Here is an 18,447-nt window from a genome sequence, read left to right as displayed (position 1 = left end):
AGCCCTCGGCTCCCCGCGCACGTCATGAGGCAAGGAGGCCACATGTCCACATCCACCGATGGTTCCCCTCCCGGCATCGACTACGTCGCCGTCGAGGAATCACCCCGATTCGACGAGCTGAAGCGCAAGCACCGCAGCTTCGTCTGGCCGCTCACGGTCGCCTTCCTGCTCTGGTACTTCGCCTACGTGCTGCTGTCGTCGTTCGCGACGGAGTTCGTCTCCACCCGGGTGTGGGGCGACATCACGATCGGCCTGCTGCTGGGCCTCGGCCAGTTCGTCACGACCTTCGCGATCACCATGTGGTACGTGTCCTACGCGAACCGCAAGCTCGACCCCCTCTCTGCGGAGATCCGCACTGATCTCGAGAAGCAGGAGGCCGGCGCATGAGCGACGTCTTCGCGGGTCTGGCCGAGACCGTCACCAGCGCGGTCGAGACGGTCGAGAACAACCCCGTCCTCAACATCTCGATCTTCGGCGCGTTCGTGGCCGTGACGATGTTCATCGTCATCCGCGCCAGCCGCAACAACAAGACGGCGGCCGACTACTACGCCGCCGGACGCTCGTTCACGGGGCCGCAGAACGGCTTCGCGATCTCGGGCGACTACCTGTCGGCCGCGTCGTTCCTCGGCATCTGCGGCGCCATCGCCGTCAACGGCTACGACGGGTTCCTCTACTCGATCGGGTTCCTCGTCGCCTGGCTCGTCGCCCTGCTGCTCGTCGCCGAGCTCATGCGCAACACCGGCAAGTTCACGATGGCCGACGTGCTCGCCTTCCGGCTCAAGCAGGCCCCGGTGCGGATGGCGGCGGCCATCACGACCCTCGCCGTCTGCTTCTTCTACCTGCTGGCGCAGATGGCGGGCGCCGGTGGCCTCGTCTCGCTGCTGCTGGGCATCAACGACGCCATCGGGCAGTCGGTCGTCGTCGCCGTCGTCGGCGTGCTCATGATCGTCTACGTGCTCATCGGCGGGATGAAGGGCACGACCTGGGTGCAGATCGTCAAGGCGTTCCTGCTCATCGGCGGCGCGCTCGTGATGACGATCTGGGTGCTCGCGCTCAACGGCTTCAACCTCAACACGCTGCTCGAGAGCGCGGTCGCCGCCTCGACGAGCGACCCGAAGGACGCGATCCTCGGCCCGGGCCTGCAATACGGCAAGAACCCGTGGGACTTCGTCTCGCTGGCCATCGCGCTCGTGCTCGGCACTGCCGGCCTGCCGCACGTGCTCATGCGCTTCTACACGGTGCCCACCGCGAAGGAGGCCCGCCGCTCGGTCGTCTGGGCGATCTGGCTGATCGGCCTGTTCTACCTGCTGACCCTCGTGCTCGGCTACGGCGCCGGTGCGCTCGTCGGCCCCGACGCGATCAAGGCGGCCCCGGGGGGCGTCAACTCCGCAGCCCCGTTGCTGGCTCTCGCGCTCGGCGGGCCACTGCTGCTCGGGTTCATCTCGGCGGTGGCCTTCGCGACGATCCTCGCGGTCGTGGCCGGTCTCACGATCACCGCGGCCGCCTCGTTCGCGCACGACATCTACGCGAACGTCGTGAAGAAGGGGAACGTGCCGCCGGACGGCGAGGTCAAGGTCGCGCGCCGCACCGTGCTGGTCATCGGCGTGCTCGCGATCGTCGGCGGCATCGGCGTGCAGGGACAGAACGTCGCGTTCCTCGTCGCCCTCGCCTTCGCCGTCGCGGCGTCGGCGAACTTGCCGACGATCATCTACTCGCTGTTCTGGCGCCGGTTCTCCACGCGCGGCGCGGTGTGGAGCATGTACGGCGGGCTCGCTGCGGCGGTCATCCTCATCGTGCTCTCGCCCGTGTTCTGGGGCACCGAGACCAGCGTGTTCAAGAACGTCGGCACGGCGATCTGGCCGTTGAACAACCCCGGCATCGTGTCGATCCCGCTCGGATTCTTCCTCGGGTGGCTGGGGACGGTCACCTCTTCGCGCAAGGAGGATCCGGTCAAGGCCGCCGAGATGGAGGTGCGCTCGCTCACCGGCTACGGCGCCGAGAAGGCCGTCGACCACTAGCGGACACCACCGCGAAAGCGGAGCGCGGCGGGCGGCCTACACGCCTGCCGCGCTCCGTCTTTCCCCCGGACGGCGGTTCGGGTGTCACCGTCCGGATGCCGCGACGCGGTCTTCGAGGTCGAGCAGGAAGCGCTTGGTCTCGGGGTGGCCGCCGTACTCGCCGATCGACCCGTCGGATCGCACGACCCGGTGGGCGGGGAGCACGAGCGAGATCGCGGTGCGCGCGCACGCCGAACCCACGGCACGATGGGCACCGGGGGAGCCCGCGTGCACGGCGATCTCCCCGTACGAGGCCGTCTCGCCGTACGGTATCTCCTGCACCGCCTGCAGCGCGCGCTTGGTGAACCCCTCGGCGAACCACCAGTCGATCGCGACGTCGAAGTCGCGGCGGTCGCCGGCGAAGTACTCGTCGAGCTGCGCGGCGACGCCCGCCGCGGGACCGTCGTCGGGCACCGGGACGGCGCGCAGGGCGAGGCCGATCTCGACGAGCGCGTCGTCGTCCGGACCGTCGAGCAGCTGCAGGGACGCGAGCCCGGCATCCGTCATGACGATGAGCGCGGAGCCGACCGGCGTCGGGTGCACGGTGTACGTGGGTGAGGACATGCCCCCATCATGGCCGCGCCGTCCCCACCCGAAGCGCTCGCCGCCGGCATCCGTGGATCGATCTTTCGAAGCTCCGCCGGGGGAGGAGGATCGCCCAATCCGGCCGAATGCGCGGGTCTACCCGGCGTTTCGCCCGCGCGCGCTTAGGGTGTGTCGTGTGTGGCGAGGAGATGGTGGCGCCGTGCGAGGCGTGGAAGATGTCGCGTACGACGATTCGGCGACCCCCGGTGCGGTGACCCCGTCGGGGATCGACCTGCGCGAGCCCGGCGTCGTCGTCAGTCATGTCGCAGAGCCCGAGCGCGCGCGCATCCGCGAGGAGTCGGCCCAGCTCGGCGGGCGGTCGACCCTGCTGCACTACAGCGACGAGGGCGATGCCGGCATCGACATCACCAAGGCCCACCCCGGCAGCCTCCCGCAGTTCATCACCGGACGCTCGACGCTGCTGTCGGGCCTGTTCCGCGACGAGGTCGCGCTGCTGACGGCCCGTCGCGCCGCCGACCGCATCGTCGCCAAGGACGTCGAGTTGCGCACCGCCCGCGGCCTGGATGCCGTGCACCTCGCCGTCGGCATCGCCGGATGGCGCATCGGCGGCGTCGTCTACTCGGCCCCCGTGCTGCTGCGTCCGCTGCTGATCCGTCGCCACCACACCGACATCGAGCTCAAGCTGCGCGGCGCGTTCGTCATCAACCCCGAACTGGTCACCGCCGCGCGCACGCACTTCGGCATCTCCCTCGACGGCCGGGCGCTCGCCGCCCTCGCCCACGACGACGGCGTCTTCAAGCCGCAGCCGGTCATCGACCACCTGCGCGCCCTCACGGCGCACATCCCCACCTTCACGGTGCAGCCGCGCTTGGTGGTCTCCACGTTCGCCGACGTGTCCGGCGACATGGAGCGCGACGCCGCCCGCCTCGACCACCCGGTGCTCAACGCCCTGGCCGGTCACCTCGCCGACCGTGAGAACCTCGCCCTCGTGCGCAGCGTCCCCGATCTGGTGAGCGCCGACGAGCGGCCACCCGCATCCGATCGCCTGCTGCTGGACGCCGACGCCGAGCAGGAGCAGGTGCTCGCCCGTATTGCTGCGGGGCAGTCCCTCGCCGTGCACACCCTGCCCGGCACCGGCGGCACGCAGACCGTCATCAACGCGATCGGCGAGCTCGTGCGCACCGGCAAGCGGGTGCTCGTCGTCAGCACGCGGCGGTCCACCCTCGACGGGGTGCGTCACCGCCTGGCCGGAATCGGCCTGCAGGGCCTGGCCGTCACCCCCGGACAGCTGCACCGCGACCTCGTGCGCGCGATCTCGCGCAACGAGAAGGCGACGCCGCCCAAGGTCGCCGAGGTCGACGATGCGCTCGTGCGCCTGCGCTCGGTGCTGCGCGACTACCGCGCATCGCTCACGCAGCGCCATCCAGCCCTCGGCATCTCGCCGCTGGAGGCGCTGCGCACCCTCGCCACGATCGGATCGACCACTCCGGCTCCGAGCGCGCAGACCCGCTTCGACGTCGGCGTGCTGCAGTCGCTCTCGAGCCGGCGCGGCGAAGCGGCCGATGCGCTCTCGACCGCGGCGCGGCTGGGCGAGTTCCGCTTCGGGCCCGACGATTCGCCGTGGTACGGCGTCGCCTTTCCGACCACCGACGCCGCCCGCGCGGCCCACGCGCTCGCCCGCCGACTGCACCGCACCGACGTGCCGGCGATCCTCGAGCGCGGCTATGAGCTGATCGCGCAGACGCGGATGCGGCCGTTCGGCACGATCGCCGAGCTCGCCGCGTACCTGCGGCTTCTGCAGGGGATCCGGGGCTCGCTCGACCGCTTCAGCCCGACCGTGTTCGAGCGGCCGCTGGGCGAGCTCATCCAGGCCCATGCGGTGCGCCGCGACGCGCCGGCGATGACGAGCGCGAACCGGCGACGGCTCAAGCGCCTGTCGAAGGAGTACGTGCGTCCCGGCATGCACGTGACCGACATGCACGAGGCGCTCTCCCGCGTGCAGCAGCAGCGTGCGCAGTGGCAGCAGGTCGTCGAATCGGGCGTGACCCCCGAGGTGCCGCTGGGCCTCGACGACGTCGCGACCGCCCTGCAGCGCGTGGATGCCGACCTGCGCGAACTCGACTCGGTGCTGGGGCGGCAGATCCCGCTGGCGGCGACCCCGATCCCGCAGCTGCTGCGCACCCTCGCCGACCTCGCCGCCGACTCCGACGTGTTCGACAACCTCGTCGAGCGTGCGCAGCTGCGCGACCGTCTCGCGCAGCTCGGGCTCGACACCCTGCTCACCGAGCTGTCGATGCGGCACGTCGCCGAGGAGCGCGTGGCCGCCGAGTTCGAGTTCGTGTGGTGGCAGTCGGCCCTCGAGGCGATGCTGCGCAGCGACCGCGCGCTGCTGGGCGCCAACACCGCCGTCGTCGACCGTCTCGAGCGCGACTACCGGCTGGTCGACGAGGCCCACGCCGGGTTCGCCGGCCCGCAGCTGGCCGCCGAGCTCGCGACGCGCTGGAAGATCGCGATCGTCGACGAGGCGGGCGAGACGGCCGCGCTGAAGTCGGCGCTGCGCGCCGGCACGGCGACCGCCGCCGAGATCCTCGCGACGGCGCCGCGACTGCTGCGCACCGTCGCGCCGGTCTGGCTCGCCTCGCCCTACGAGGTGCCCCAGATCCCCGACGCGGAGGCCTTCGACGTGCTGCTGCTCGTCGACGCCGCGGCCGTCTGCGTCACCGAGGCGGCGCCGGCCCTGCGCCGCGCGCGCCAGGTGGTCGCCTTCGGCGACCCCGTCACGCAGAAGCCGACCCCGTTCCGTGTCGGCGCCGGCCGCGCCGACGACGACGAGCCCGAGGTGCCGTTCGACCAGACGAGCGTGTTCGAGCGCCTCGCCGACCTCGTGCCGGTCGAGACGCTCACCCGTAGCTACCGCGCCGGTGGCGAAGACCTCGCGCAGCTCGTCAACGACGCGTTCTACGGCGGCGAGATCGTGTCGTTCCCGTGGGCGGGCTCCTACCTCGGCCGCGGCAGCCTCTCCGTCGACTACGTCGAGGGCGGCACCGGAACCCCCGATCCCGAAACCGGCGCCGTCGAGAGCCCCGACGCCGAGGTCGCCCGTGTCGTGAGCCTCGTCGTCGAGCACGCCGTCAACCGGCCGACCGAGTCGCTCATGGTCGTCACCGCATCGACCAAGCACGCCGAGCGCGTGCGCGCCGCCGTCGCCGAGGCGTTCGCCGGCCGCTCCGACGTCGCGGAGTTCGTCTCCCGCGACACCGCCGAGCCGTTCGCCGTGCTGGGACTGGAGGAGTCGGTCGCCGAGAGCCGCGACCGCGTCGTGTTCTCGCTCGGGTTCGGGCTCACCAAGCACGGCCGTGTGCTCACCGACTTCGGCGACCTGTCCCGCGAAGACGGCGAGCGTCTGCTGACGGTCGGGATGACGCGGGCACGCCGCTCGATGGTCATCGTGTCCTCCATCCGCCCGTCCGCCTTCGACGAGGGACGCCTGCAGTACGGCGCCGCGACACTCATGTCGATCCTCGGCGGGATCGCCGCCCGGGCGCGGGAGGCGCGGCTGGAAGACCTGGCCGACCCGCTGACCCTCTCGCTCGCCCAGCAGCTGCGCAGCCTCGGCATCTCGGTCGACGTCGACTACCGCGGCATCCTGCCGCTCGTCGCGCAGTACCAGGGCAAGGCCGTGGTCGTCGAGAGCGATCCGGAGACGACGGGGGAGTCGCTGCGCGAGTCGCTGCGCCTGCGCCCGCAGATGCTGCGCCGGCTCGGCTGGCACTACGTGCGCGTGCACTCGTTCGACCTCTACAGCGACCCCGCGGGTGTCGCGGCGCGCATCGCCGGCATCCTCGGGGCGCCGCCGGACACACCGAGTGCCCAGGTGCCGACGCAACCGCTCGACGGCCTGCGGTGACCGACGAAAGAGGCCGGCAGCGCATCGAGCGGATGCCGGGGCGCCGTCGCGCGCGCCTCACCCCCGCACCGGGGACGGATGCCGAACCCGCCGCCGAACCGGACGCGGATTCCGCGACCTCCGCGCAGAAGGACGCGGGACCCAACGACGACCGGATGCGTCGCGAGGTCCCGCCCCACTACTGAAGAGCGCTCAGGCGCGCGGCGGCGTCTGGTTCTGCTGCAGCAGGTCGCGGATCTGGATGAGGATCTCCTGCTCGGTGGGCAGCGGCTCCTCCACGGTCTCGACGACGCCGGCCTTCGCGGCCTGACGCTCCTTCCAGCGGTTCATCGGGTAGACGAGCACGAAGTACACGACGACGGCGACGGCGAGGAAGCTGATGGCCGCGCTGATGATCGATCCGATCGCGAAATCGGAGGTGTTGCCGAACAGCGTCGGCACCGAGATCACCCACTTGTCGAGGTTGCCGGTCTGGAACACGAGCCCGATCAGCGGGTTGATGAAACCCGCGACGAGCGCGTTGATGATGGCGGTGAACGCGGCGCCGATGACGACCGCGACGGCCAGGTCGATGACGTTGCCGCGGGTGATGAATTCCTTGAAGCCCTTGATCATGAGGTTCCCCCTCCGGTCTCCGGCTTCCGCCGGGTTACGACCCCGACGATGCGGGTGAGGCCTTCGCCTCGGACTTCGATGATGTCGAAGAACCGGCGGACGCGCTACCCGCCGCGGGCGAACCCGTCGAGCGCGAATCGGTGCGGTAAAATCCCGAGCCGTTGAAGGTCACGCCGACCGTGCCGAACTGCTTGCGCAGCACTCCGCCGCACTCCGGGCACTCGGTCAGGGCGGCGTCGGAGAAGGACTGCACGGCGTCGAAGCGGTGGCCGCACTGCTTGCAGGCGTAGGCGTAGGTGGGCATTCGGTTCCTTCGGGAAGGGCCGCCGCTCAGGCGAGGCGGAGGGTCTGGGTCGGGGTGACGACGCCGGTCACGGCCTGATCGTGCAGATCGCGCGGGACCTCGTCGAGAAGCTCGGAGTCGAAGATGACAGCGTAGACCGGCGGGCACTTCTCCATGGATCCGAGGGTCTTGTCGAAGAACCCGCGACCCCACCCCAGCCGCATCCCGGAGCGGTCGACGGCGGCGGCGGGGATGAGGAGCAGGTCGACGTCGTTGAGGGCGAGCGGGCTCAGCACCTCGGCCACGGGCTCGGGCAGTCCGAACAGACCCTCCGCGATGTCGGCGTCGGATGTGGCCACCGCCCAGTCGAGCAGGCCGTCGGCGCGCGTGATCGGAAGGAGCACGCGGATGCCGCGGGCCACAGCATCCGCGACGAACGCGTGCGTGCCGGGCTCGGTCGGCGTCGACAGGAAGCACGACACCGAACGGGCGCCCGTGGCGGCGACGAGGGCGTCGAGCTGGGCCTTGACCCCGGCCTCGGCTTCTTCGAGCGCGGGCTGCGAACGCTGCTGTCGTCGCTCGCGCAGGTCGGCACGCAGGGCGCGCTTGGCGTTGTCGATGGCGCCGATCATCCTCCGATTGTAGGCGGGCCATTCGGGCCCGCTATCGTATGGCCCATGTCGAAGCGCGCTCAGAAGGCCGTCATCCCCGCCGCGGGACTCGGAACCCGATTCCTGCCCGCCACCAAGGCCCTCCCCAAGGAGATGCTGCCCGTGGTCGACAAGCCGGCGATCCAGTACGTCGTCGAAGAGGTGACCCGCTCGGGCATCCGCGACACGCTCGTCATCCTCGGCCGCAACAAGAATGCGATCTCCAACCACTTCGACTCGGTCCCCGAGCTGGAGACCAACCTCACCAACAAGGGCGACATCGAGAAGCTCCGCCGCGTGCAGCACTCGAGCGACCTCGCCGACATCCACTTCGTGCGCCAGGGCGAGCCCAAGGGCCTCGGCCACGCGGTGCTGCGCGCCAAGGCGCACGTCGGCGACGAGACGTTCGCCGTGCTGCTGGGCGATGACCTCATCGACGAGCGCGACACGCTGCTGGAGACGATGCTCGACCAGAACGAGCAGACCGGTCTCACGGTCGTCGCCCTCATGGAAGTCGACCCCGACCACATCCACATGTACGGCGTCGCCTCCGTCGAGCCCACCGACACCCCGGACGTCGTGAAGGTCACCGGTCTCGTCGAGAAGCCGAAGAAGGAGGACGCCCCCTCCAACCTCGCCGTCATCGGCCGCTACGTGCTCACCCCGAACGTCTTCTCGATCCTCGAGCGCACCGAACCGGGCAAGGGCGGGGAGATCCAGCTGACCGACGCGCTGCAGGAACTCGCCGTGACCGACGGCGTTCTCGGGGTCGTGTTCCGGGGACGCCGCTACGACACCGGCGATAGGGTGGACTACATCAAGGCCATCGTGCAGCTGGCGATCGACCGGGAGGACCTCGGCACCGACCTCAAGCCGTGGCTGAAGGACTTCGCGGCCCAGCTCTGAGCCTCGGCCCTCGAGGGAGGTGGTGAGGATGGACCTGACGGTTCCCCGCCGCTACGGGCCGACGTCGATCAGGCTCGTCCGCGCCCGCGACGCCCGCATCCTGCAGGCGGAGCTGCTCTCGAACCGCTCATGGCTGCGGCCCTGGGAGGCGACCAGTCCCGACGGTCCGGTGTCCTTCGACATGCGGCTGTCGATCCGGCGCCTACTGCAGCAGTACCGCGACGGCGGCGGCGTGCCGCTGGTCATGGAATACGACGGCGAGATCGCCGGGCAGCTGAACGTCTGGGGACTCGCGCGCGGGTCCCTCTCGTCGGCGACGATCGGTTACTGGGTGAGCGAGCGCTTCGCGGGACGCGGGATCACCCCGACGAGCGTCGCGCTCGCGACCGACCTGTGCTTCCAGGAGCTGCGGCTGCACCGCATGGAGATCTGCATCCGCCCCGAGAACACGGCGAGCCTGCGCGTCGTGCAGAAGCTCGGCTTCCGCTACGAGGGGCTGCGGCGGCGCTACATCCACATCGACGGGGACTGGCGTGACCACTACGCGTTCGCCCTCGTGCGCGACGAGGTCCCGGAGGGCGTCCTCAACCGCTGGATCGCCGGTCACGCCCCGCAGGACGCCGCGATCGTGCCGCCGGAACCTTCGAGTTCAACTCGAAGCTGAGACACGCGGGCGGATGCCGGGGCGACGCGGCATCCTGGCCCTACCTTTGAGCCCATGGGTGGACAGGTTCTCGGCGGTGGGGTGGTCGTCCTCGTCGCCGTCGTGCTGTGGCTCGTCTACCTGCTGCCGTCGTGGCACGGCCGCTACCGCTACGACGCCTCCGAGCGCAACGCGGTGCGTCTGAGTCAGGCGCTGCGGGTGCTCGCCGAGACGAGCGAGACCCCCGACGAGGTGCGACTGGAGCTCACCGCCCGCTCCGCCCTCGCCCAGCAGAGGCTCGCCCGCCGCACGCTCGCCGACAAGGAGCGCGCCGAGCAGGAGACGCAGCGACTCGCCGAAGAGGCCGAGCGCCGTCGCGTGCGCCTCGAGCAGGAGACCCGGCGGGCGCTCACCCGCGCTGAGGAACAGGCGCAGCGCGCCCAGGCCCTGGCCGAGGCGGCCGACGCCCGTCGGCGCGTGCTCGCCGAACGCGACCGCGCCCTCGCCGTGGCCGCCGCCGCGAAGGCCGCCCCCGCCGCCCGCCGCGCCCGTGCCCGTCGGCGCACGCGCCTCGTCGCGACCGTGCTCACCGTCGCGGCCGTCGCCGTCGCGGTCTGGGGTGGCCTCCTCTTCGCCGCCGGCGCCGCACCCACCATCCTGATCGCCGGCGTCGGGACGGTGCTGGCCGGCGCGATCGTGCTGCACCGGATGTCGGCCGTCCAGCGCCGGTCCGCCGTACGCGCCGTCGTCATCGCACCGGCGGCACGTCCGCTCGGCGACGTGCAGGACGTCGCCCTCGCCTCCGACCGCGCGTCGTGGACGCCCCGCGAGCTGCCCCGTCCGCTCACCGCATCGGCCGGCTCCCGCGCGGCGGCGGTGCTCGACGAGGCCGAGGCCCGCGACGCACTGCGCCGCGCGGCACGCGAGGAGGCCATGCGCGAACGCGCCGCACAGGCGGCCCCGCCGTCGATCGACACCGCCCGTCGGGCGCGCCCCGCAGCCCTCGCCGGACCCGCCGACGACGCCGCGATCGAAGCCCACGTGCGCGACCTGCTCGCCCGCCGAGCCTCGGGGCAGTGACCCCGCGCGTGGTCGGGACGCCGCGTCGCGCGTGCTAGTGTTGACGAGGTTCAAGGGCCTGTGGCGCAGTTGGTAGCGCGCTTCGTTCGCAATGAAGAGGTCAGGGGTTCGAATCCCCTCAGGTCCACCGCAGAAAGCCCCTCGGAAGAGGGGCTTTCGTCGTTTCCGGTGCTCTTTCTCACGGCGCATCCGCGTGGCGCGTGAGAAGACTGTTCACGGCGGGACACGAAGCCGGAAAACGGGGCGAAACAGCCGCGTCGTAGCGTCGCCTCATGACAGCGAGCACGCACACCGCAACGCGCCGCCTCGTGGTGGTGGGCGCCGGAATGGTCGCCCACCGCTTCGTCGAGAGCCTGCTCGACGGCACCGACGAGGCCTTCCAGGTGACCGTCCTCGGCGAGGAGGGGCGTGCCCCGTACGACCGCGTCGCCCTCACGAGTGTGCTCACCGGCGGCACCGTCGCCGGACTCACCCTCGACGAGGACGTCTTCGCCGACCCGCGGGTGCACTTCGCGCCCGCCGACCCGGTGCGGATGATCGACCGCGACGCGCGCGAGGTCGTCACGATGTCGGGGGAGCGGCATCCGTACGACCATCTGGTGCTGGCGACCGGCTCGTACGCCGCGCGGCTCGCCGTCGACGGATTCGACCTGCCGGGCTGCTTCGTCTACCGCACCGTCGACGACGTCGAGGGGCTCGCCGCCTTCGTCGCGGCGCGCTCCGCACAGCTCGGCCGCCCGCTCACCGGCTACGTCGTCGGCGGCGGGCTGCTCGGGCTCGAGGCCGCCGGTGCGCTGCAGGGCCTCGACGTGGAGTGCACGATCGTGCAGTCCAGCGACCGGCTCATGTCGGCCCAGCTCGATGCGCCGTCGGGAGGGATGCTGCGCCGGCTCATCGCCGCCCGCGGCATCGCGGTGCGCACCGAGACCATCACCACGTGCCTGCGGCCCGATCAGAGCGGCCAGATCGCGCAGCTGGAGTTCCGCGACGGCTCGACCGCGCCGGCCGACGTCGTCGTGTTCACGGTCGGGGTGCGGCCGCGAGACCAGCTCGCCCGCGACGCGCAGCTGGAGTGCGACCCGCGCGGCGGCGTGCGCATCGACGCGACGTGCGTCACGAGCGATGCGCACATCTCGGCGATCGGCGAGGTCGCGAGCTTCGACGGCGCCTCCGTCGGACTCGTCGCACCCGGCTACGCGATGGCCGAAGTAGCGGCGCGGCGCCTGCGCGGCGGGGAGGCGAGCTTCGGCGGCTACGACCTGTCGACCAAGCTGAAGCTCTCCGGCGTCGACGTCGCCAGCTTCGGCGACGCGTTCGCCACCACTCCCGGCGCCCTCGACGTCACCTACGCCGACCCGGTCGCCGGCGTCTACAAGAAGCTCGTCCTCTCCGACGACGCGAAGACACTGCTCGGCGGCATCCTCGTCGGCGACGCGTCCGCATACGGTGCGCTGCGTGCCCTCGTCGGCGCCGAGCTCGGTGGCGACCCCGCCGCGTACCTGCTGCCCGAGGGCGGGGTCGCCGCGCCCGGCGGCGATCTGCCCGACGAGGCCGTCGTCTGCTCCTGCTCGTCGGTGACCGCCGGCCGCATCCGCAGCGCCGTCCACGACGATGGCTGCGCCGACGCGGCCGCCGTGAAGGCGTGCACGAAGGCGGGGGCGACCTGCGGATCGTGCTCGGCGCTGGTGGGCCGCATCGTCGGCGCCGAACTCACCAAGCTCGGCCGCGAGGTCTCGAACGCGCTCTGCGAGCACTTCGACCTCTCACGGCGGCAGCTCTTCGACGCCGTTCGCGTCTCGGGGCTGACGACCTTCAGCGCCGTCATCGAACGGTTCGGCCGCGGTCGCGGCTGCGACATCTGCAAGCCGGCGCTCGCCAGCATCCTCGCCGTCCTCACCGGGACCCACGTGCTCGACGGCGAGAACGCGACACTGCAGGACACCAACGACCACGTCATGGCGAACCTGCAGAAGGACGGCACCTACTCGGTCGTCCCGCGGATGCCGGGTGGCGAGGTGACTCCCGACGGGCTGATCGTCATCGGCGAGATCGCCCGCGACTTCGGCCTGTACACGAAGATCACCGGCGGCCAGCGGGTCGACATGTTCGGCGCGCGCCTCGAGCAGCTGCCCGACATCTGGCGACGGCTCGTCGACGCCGGCTTCGAGTCCGGCCACGCCTACGGCAAATCGCTGCGCACGGTGAAATCCTGCGTCGGGTCGACGTGGTGCCGCTACGGGGTGCTCGACTCGGTGGGCATGGCCGTGACGCTCGAGCTGCGCTACCGGGGACTGCGCGCACCGCACAAGCTCAAGCTCGGCGTCTCCGGCTGTGCGCGCGAGTGCGCCGAGGCGCGATCGAAGGATGCCGGCATCATCGCGACGGAGGCCGGCTGGAACCTGTACGTCGGCGGCAACGGCGGCTTCACCCCGCGGCACGCGCAGCTGCTGGCCGAAGGCCTCGACGACGACGCGCTCATCACCGCCATCGACCGGTACTTCATGTACTACATCCGCACCGCCGACCGGCTGCAGCGCACGGCCCCGTGGGTGGAGGCGCTCGACGGCGGCATGGCGGGGCTGCGCGAGGTGATCTTCGACGACAGCCTCGGCATCTGTGGCGACCTCGACGCGGCGATGGCCCGTCACATCGACGGCTACGAGGACGAGTGGGCGGCCACGCTCGCCGACCCCGAGAAGCTGCGCCGCTTCGAGTCGTTCGTCAACGCCCCGACGACGCCCGACCCGTCACTCGGCTACGTCCCGGAGCGCGGTCAGGTGCGACCGGCGACCGCGGACGAGCGCGACGCCGGCGTGCTCATCGCCGGCACGACGCTGGAGGTGCGCCGATGACCCTCGACCTGCCGCGCACGGCGACGTGGCGACGCGTGTGCGCCGTCGCCGACCTCGAGATCGAGCGGGGGCGTGCCGCGCTGCTCGACGGCATCCAGGTCGCGCTCGTGCTCACCCGGGACGGCAGCGTGTACGCCGTCGACAACCGCGACCCGTACTCCGGCGCGCATGTGATCTCGCGCGGCATCGTCGGCACGCGGGGGAGCATCCCCACGATCGCCTCGCCGATGTACAAGCAGTCCTGGGACCTGCGCAGCGGGGTGTGCGTCGAGTCGCAGGGCAAGGAGCCGCGCCCGCTGCGCACCTGGCTCGTCGATGTGCGGGGCGGCGACGTGATGATCTTCTGGGAGGCCACGCCATGACGACGATCCTCGGAATCCCCCTCGCCGGCCGTGACGTGCTCATGGTCGGTGGCGGCGACGTGACCGCGCGCCGGCTGCGGCGCTTCGCCGCCGACGGCGCGCTCGTGCGCATCGTCGCGCCGGTGCTCGGTGCGGCCACCCGCGCGCTCGTCGACGGCGGCGCGGCGACGTGGACCCCAGCAGAGTTCCGGCCCGGGGCCGTCGAGGGGGCGTGGCTCGTCCACACCGCGACCGGGGACCCGCGCACCGACCTCGACGTGGTCGCCGCGTGCGAGCGGGCGCGCGTGCTGTGCATCAACGCTTCCGACGGCGCCCACGGCTCGGCGCGGCTGACGGCGCAGACACGCGCGGGGGACGTCGCGGTCGGCGTGGTCTCCGACGCGGGCGTCGACCCGCGCCGTTCGTCCCGTGTGCGCGACGCGATCGGGGCGCTGCTGGACGACGGCGCCCTTCCGGTGCGTCGCCGGCGGCGTCGCGGGCCGGGTCGCGTCGACCTCGTCGGCGGCGGCCCCGGGCCGCTCGACCTCATGACCGTGCGCGCGCGACGCCTCCTCGCCGAAGCGGACGTCGTCGTCGCCGACCGGCTCGGGCCGGCCGCCGAGATCCTGCCCCTCCTCGATGCGGAGGTGGAGTTCGTCGACGTCGGCAAGTCGCCCGGCTCGCACCCCGTGCCGCAGCAGGAGATCAACCGCATCCTGATCGCGCGCGCCCGCGAGGGCAAGCGGGTCGTACGGCTCAAGGGCGGCGACCCGTTCGTCTTCGGCCGCGGCGGCGAGGAGGTGCTCGCCTGCCTCGAAGCCGGCATCGCGGTCGACGTCGTGCCCGGAGTGAGCAGCGCCGTCTCGGTGCCGCAGGCCGCCGGCATCCCGGTCACCCATCGCGGCGTCGCGGCGGCCGTCCACATCGTCAACGGCCAGGCGGAGATCACCTCCACCACCCGTGCCGCCCTCGCCGATCCCGCCGTCACGACGGTCGTGCTCATGGGCGTGGCCGCCTTGCCGCGCCTCGTCGAGGCCGCGCTTACCGCGGGCGCGGGCGCGGAGACCCCGGTCGCGATCGTCGAGAGCGGCCACACCGGCGCACAGCGCACCACCCGCAGCAGTCTCGGCACCGTGGTCGCGGATGCCGCGGCGAGCGGTGTGCGCAACCCCGCCGTCATCGTCGTCGGCGACGTCGCGGCAGCCGGATTCCTGTACCCTTCGAGGTCATGGCAGGAGGCGGCGACCACGTGACCGCGACCACGCGCGCGCCGCTGTCGTCCGCGCTGCAGGGCTGCCAGATCGTCATCGCCGTCGACCGGCGTGCCGGGGAGCTGACCGCGGCGCTCGAACGCCACGGCGCCACCGTGCGCCAGGCTCCGGCGCTGAGCATCGTGCCCCACGTCGACGACGCCGCACTGCTGGCGACGACCCAGGCGATCATCGACGACCCGCCCGACATCGTCGTCGCCACGACCGGCATCGGGTTCCGGGGATGGATGGAAGCGGCGCTGGAGGCCGACCTCGCCACCGAGCTCACCGCGGCGTTGAGCTCCGCCGTCATCGTCGCCCGCGGCCCCAAGGCGCGCGGGGCGATCCAGCAGGCGGGCCTGGCTGCCGATTGGGTCGCAGAGTCGGAGACGTCGGCGGAACTCGGCGCCTACCTCGTCGAGGCGGGAGTGGAGGGCAAACGCATCGCGGTGCAGCATCACGGCTCCGGCTCCGACGGGCTCGACGAGCTGTTCCGCTCCCACGGCGCCGACGTCGTGAGCCTCACCGTCTACCGATGGGGACCGCCCGCGGATCCCGTCGCCGTGCAGCGTTCCGTGCAGCTCACCGGCGGGGGAGAGGTCGACGCCGTGCTGTTCACGTCGGCGCCGGGCGCCGCGGAATGGCTCGCGGCGGCCGAGCGTGAAGGCGTGCTCGACGAGGTGCGGCGCCGCAGCGCCGCGGGACGGCTCCTGCTCGCCTCCGTCGGCCCGATCACGGCGGAGCCGCTCGAGCGTGCCGGCCTGACGATCACCACGGCCGAGCGCGGCCGGCTCGGATCGCTCGTGCGCAGTGTCGTGCACCACTTCGGCGGCGAGGGCGCGGTGCGGGTCACGACGGTCGGCGGCGAGCTGTCGCTGCGCAGTGGCGGCGCCGTGCTCGACGGCAGGTTCATCCCGCTCTCGCGCACGGCCGTCGATCTGCTCGGACTGCTCCTCGAGCATCCGGGAGCCGTCGTCAGCCGAGCCCGGCTGCAGGGCGCGCTCTCCCGCGAAGGGCTCAGCCCCCACGCCGTCGAGATGGCCGTCGCGCGCGTGCGCGACGCGCTCGGCACCGCCGGAGTCATCAAGACCGTCGTCAAACGCGGATACCGCCTCGACCTGGTCGAGGACGACGAGTGACCCCGCTGATCGCCTGCGCGCACGGCACGCGCTCCGAGAAGGGTCGCGAGACCATCGCGGCGCTCGTCGCCGCCGTCGCGGACCTGCTGCCCGACGTCGACGTGCTGCCGGCGTTCGTCGACGTGCAGGAGCCGGAGATCGACGACGTCGTGGCGGTGGCGGCATCCGCGCCGGTGGTCGTCCCGGTGCTGCTCTCGCGCGGGTTCCACACCCGCGTCGACATCGCCCGCGCGGTCGGCTCGCGCGCGGGCAGCGTGCAGACCGCGCCGCTCGGCCCGCATCCGCTGCTCGCCGAGGTCGTCCGCGACCGGATCGCGGCGGCCGTCGACGTCGCGGGCGGTGACCACATCGTCTTCGCCGCCGCCGGTTCGACCGATCCGCGGGCGGTCGACGACGTCGAGGCGCAGGTCGCGCTGCTGCGCACTCTGGTGTCCGCGCCGGTGTCGATCGGCTATGCCGCCGGCGCCTCGCCGACCATCGCGGATGCCGTCGCCGCGGCGCGCGCGGCCGGCGCGACCCGGGTGATCGCCGCGAGCTACGTGCTCGCCCCCGGCTTCTTCGCCGACGTCGTCGTGCGCGCCGGGGCCGACGTCACGACCGACGTGCTCGGCGCCGACGAGCGGATCGCGCGCGTCGTCGTCGAGCGGTACCGGGCCGCCCTCGGCGCCGCGGCAGGCTAGGCCGGCGCCGCCTCGCGGGCGCGCAGGTCCTTGCGAAGGATCTTGCCCGACGCCGACTTCGGTACCGCCTCGATGAACTCCACACGGTGCACCTTCTTGTGCGGGGCGACATGGCCGGCGACGAAGTCCATCACCTCGTCGGCGGTGAGTGAGGCCTGCGGTGCCGCGACCACGAAGGCCTTGGGGATCTCTTCGCCGTCCTCGACCCGCACGCCGATCACAGCGGCGTCGAGGATCGCGGGATGCGACAGCAGCAGCGCCTCCAGTTCCGCCGGCGCCACCTGGTAGCCCTTGTACTTGATCAGCTCCTTGACCCGGTCGACGATCTGGAACCAGCCGCCCTCGTGGTAGACGGCGACGTCTCCGGTCTCGGTGTCGACGAGCTTGCACACCGTGTTCGGCAGCGCGGTGCCCACCGAGCTGACCGGGACGTCGTCGCGGTCGTGCGGCATGGCATGCGAGACGGGGCTCAGCTCACTCATCCCGTACCCCTGCATCATGCGCGCGCCGATGCGGCGTCCCGCCGTCTCCGCCGTCTCGCCGTCCAGGGGAGCGGCGCCCGAGAAGACCGTGTGCACCGAGGACAGGTCGTAGTCGCCGACCATCGGATGCTTGGCGAGGGCGACGGCGATGGGGGGAGCGATGTAGAGGTACGTGCACCGGTGCCGCTGGATGTTCTCGAGGAACCCGGCGAGGTCGAACTTCGGCATCGTGACGAGCGTCGCGCGTTGCCGCAGTGCGAGGTTCAGGAGCACCGTCATGCCGTAGATGTGGAAGAACGGCAGCACCGCCAGCATGCGATCGGTGTCCCGCAGATCGATGTTCACGCGGCACTGGGCGACGTTCGCGACGAGGTTGCGGTGGCTGAGCATGACGCCTTTCGGCTTGCCGGTCGTCCCCGACGAGTACGGCAGCACGGCGATCCGGTCCGCGGGATCGAAGATCACGGCGGGCGGCGCCCCACGCTCGGCGACGGCGTCGACCTGAGCGCGCAGCGCACCGTAGGTGGTCTCCGCTCCGGTGGCGCCGTCGATCAGCGCGACGCGGCCCAGGTCGTCGTCGGGTGCCGCCCATCCTGTCATCCGTTCGCCACGCTGTCACGAGCCGGAAACACGCGCGACACGCCCGGGATACCTTGGTGATTTGCCGAGGTGGCGGGATCCGCGTAATGTTCTTGTTGTTCGCCCCACAGGGAAGCGGAGAGGCTGAGGCCCCGCCCCTCAAGTGGTGAACGAAACCCCCTCAGAAGAGCTCGCAAGAGTGATTCGGCCCTCACGGGTGATGGGGTTCTGGACTCCTCCAGCAGACGGTCACGTCAGCGGCAGGGATCCGGTGGAGACATCGGATCGGCCGATTTGACAGACCTGGCGGATGGTGGTCTAGGATAGAGAAGTTGTCCTGCAGGTGAGGCCGAGAGGCTGAGCGGCGGGAGCATCCGATCCTTGAGAACTCAACAGCGTGCACTTGTCAAATGCCAAATAACCTCGACCCTGCTTCG

Annotated in this window: 17 protein-coding genes and 1 tRNA gene; 13 read left to right on the top strand and 5 right to left on the bottom strand. The window is 71.7% G+C overall.

The features are described from left to right. The first annotated feature begins 42 nt into the window (after positions 1-42). Together C7474_RS09560 and C7474_RS09555 are read left to right on the top strand one after the other, a co-directional pair. Positions 43-387 (top strand): DUF485 domain-containing protein, encoded by a 345-nt coding sequence (locus C7474_RS09560; protein WP_121059455.1) that lies wholly within the window; start codon positions 43-45, stop codon positions 385-387. Continuing rightward, positions 384-2,018 (top strand): solute symporter family protein, encoded by a 1,635-nt coding sequence (locus C7474_RS09555; RefSeq protein WP_121059453.1) that lies wholly within the window; start codon positions 384-386, stop codon positions 2,016-2,018. The genes C7474_RS09560 and C7474_RS09555 overlap by 4 nt, the downstream gene beginning before the upstream one ends. An 84-nt stretch (positions 2,019-2,102) precedes the next feature. Here C7474_RS09555 and C7474_RS09550 read toward each other — a convergent pair whose 3' ends face one another. Then, the gene (locus C7474_RS09550) at positions 2,103-2,621 is read right to left on the bottom strand and encodes a methylated-DNA--[protein]-cysteine S-methyltransferase (protein ID WP_121059451.1); all 519 of its coding nucleotides are present in this window, start codon (positions 2,619-2,621) and stop codon (positions 2,103-2,105) included. 181 nt (positions 2,622-2,802) lie between these two features. Here C7474_RS09550 and C7474_RS09545 point away from each other — a divergent pair, with 181 nt between their 5' ends. Together C7474_RS09545 and C7474_RS14915 are read left to right on the top strand one after the other, a co-directional pair. After that, positions 2,803-6,510: an AAA family ATPase gene (locus tag C7474_RS09545; protein WP_422385791.1), complete on the top strand. Its 3,708-nt coding sequence runs from the start codon at positions 2,803-2,805 to the stop codon at positions 6,508-6,510. After that, entirely contained in the window at positions 6,507-6,695 is a 189-nt protein-coding gene (locus C7474_RS14915; protein ID WP_147436697.1) for a hypothetical protein, read from the top strand. Before C7474_RS09545 ends, C7474_RS14915 begins: the two co-directional genes overlap by 4 nt. A gap of 7 nt (positions 6,696-6,702) precedes the next feature. Here C7474_RS14915 and mscL read toward each other — a convergent pair whose 3' ends face one another. From mscL to C7474_RS09530, 3 genes are read right to left on the bottom strand one after another with little or no spacing between them, the layout of a single operon-like run. Next, entirely contained in the window at positions 6,703-7,125 is a 423-nt protein-coding gene (mscL, locus tag C7474_RS09540) for a large conductance mechanosensitive channel protein MscL (RefSeq protein WP_121059447.1), read from the bottom strand. 34 nt (positions 7,126-7,159) lie between these two features. Next, on the bottom strand, positions 7,160-7,429 hold the full coding sequence (locus tag C7474_RS09535; protein ID WP_121059445.1) for an FmdB family zinc ribbon protein: 270 nt from the start codon (positions 7,427-7,429) through the stop codon (positions 7,160-7,162). Between the two features lie 26 nt (positions 7,430-7,455). Beyond that, positions 7,456-8,040 (bottom strand): 5-formyltetrahydrofolate cyclo-ligase, encoded by a 585-nt coding sequence (locus tag C7474_RS09530; protein WP_121059443.1) that lies wholly within the window; start codon positions 8,038-8,040, stop codon positions 7,456-7,458. Positions 8,041-8,085: 45 nt separating this feature from the next. Here C7474_RS09530 and galU point away from each other — a divergent pair, with 45 nt between their 5' ends. The 9 genes from galU (at position 8,086) to C7474_RS09485 (ending at position 16,949) form a co-directional block, all read left to right on the top strand. Next, positions 8,086-8,964: a UTP--glucose-1-phosphate uridylyltransferase GalU gene (gene galU / locus C7474_RS09525; protein WP_121059441.1), complete on the top strand. Its 879-nt coding sequence runs from the start codon at positions 8,086-8,088 to the stop codon at positions 8,962-8,964. Between the two features lie 28 nt (positions 8,965-8,992). Beyond that, a complete protein-coding gene (locus C7474_RS09520; RefSeq protein ID WP_121059439.1) occupies positions 8,993-9,628 on the top strand; it encodes a GNAT family N-acetyltransferase in 636 nt (211 codons plus the stop codon). Between the two features lie 54 nt (positions 9,629-9,682). Then, positions 9,683-10,687 carry a coiled-coil domain-containing protein gene (locus C7474_RS09515; RefSeq protein ID WP_121059437.1) on the top strand — a complete coding sequence of 335 codons (1,005 nt, stop codon included), beginning with the start codon at positions 9,683-9,685 and terminating at the stop codon, positions 10,685-10,687. Between the two features lie 54 nt (positions 10,688-10,741). Then, positions 10,742-10,814, top strand: a tRNA-Ala gene (locus C7474_RS09510). 145 nt (positions 10,815-10,959) lie between these two features. After that, a complete protein-coding gene (gene nirB, locus C7474_RS09505; protein ID WP_121059435.1) occupies positions 10,960-13,539 on the top strand; it encodes a nitrite reductase large subunit NirB in 2,580 nt (859 codons plus the stop codon). After that, positions 13,536-13,901, top strand: a complete 366-nt coding sequence (gene nirD, locus C7474_RS09500) for a nitrite reductase small subunit NirD (protein WP_121059433.1) — start codon at positions 13,536-13,538, stop codon at positions 13,899-13,901. Before nirB ends, nirD begins: the two co-directional genes overlap by 4 nt. Continuing rightward, positions 13,898-15,133: a uroporphyrinogen-III C-methyltransferase gene (gene cobA / locus C7474_RS09495; protein WP_121059431.1), complete on the top strand. Its 1,236-nt coding sequence runs from the start codon at positions 13,898-13,900 to the stop codon at positions 15,131-15,133. The genes nirD and cobA overlap by 4 nt, the downstream gene beginning before the upstream one ends. Then, a complete protein-coding gene (locus C7474_RS09490) occupies positions 15,130-16,269 on the top strand; it encodes a uroporphyrinogen-III synthase (protein WP_241965196.1) in 1,140 nt (379 codons plus the stop codon). Before cobA ends, C7474_RS09490 begins: the two co-directional genes overlap by 4 nt. Beyond that, positions 16,266-16,949 carry a sirohydrochlorin chelatase gene (locus tag C7474_RS09485; protein WP_121059427.1) on the top strand — a complete coding sequence of 228 codons (684 nt, stop codon included), beginning with the start codon at positions 16,266-16,268 and terminating at the stop codon, positions 16,947-16,949. Before C7474_RS09490 ends, C7474_RS09485 begins: the two co-directional genes overlap by 4 nt. Here the strand turns inward: C7474_RS09485 and C7474_RS09480 are convergent. Next, positions 16,946-18,031, bottom strand: coding sequence for an AMP-binding protein (locus C7474_RS09480; RefSeq protein ID WP_422385790.1), 1,086 nt, complete (start codon positions 18,029-18,031; stop codon positions 16,946-16,948). The genes C7474_RS09485 and C7474_RS09480 overlap by 4 nt on opposite strands. Positions 18,032-18,447 lie beyond the last annotated feature (416 nt).

The sequence above is a fragment of the Microbacterium telephonicum genome, from assembly GCF_003651225.1.
Taxonomy (GTDB): Bacteria; Actinomycetota; Actinomycetes; order Actinomycetales; family Microbacteriaceae; genus Microbacterium; species Microbacterium telephonicum.
Note: the sequence above shows the minus strand (reverse complement) of the source record. Positions and strands in the feature narration are given on the sequence as shown.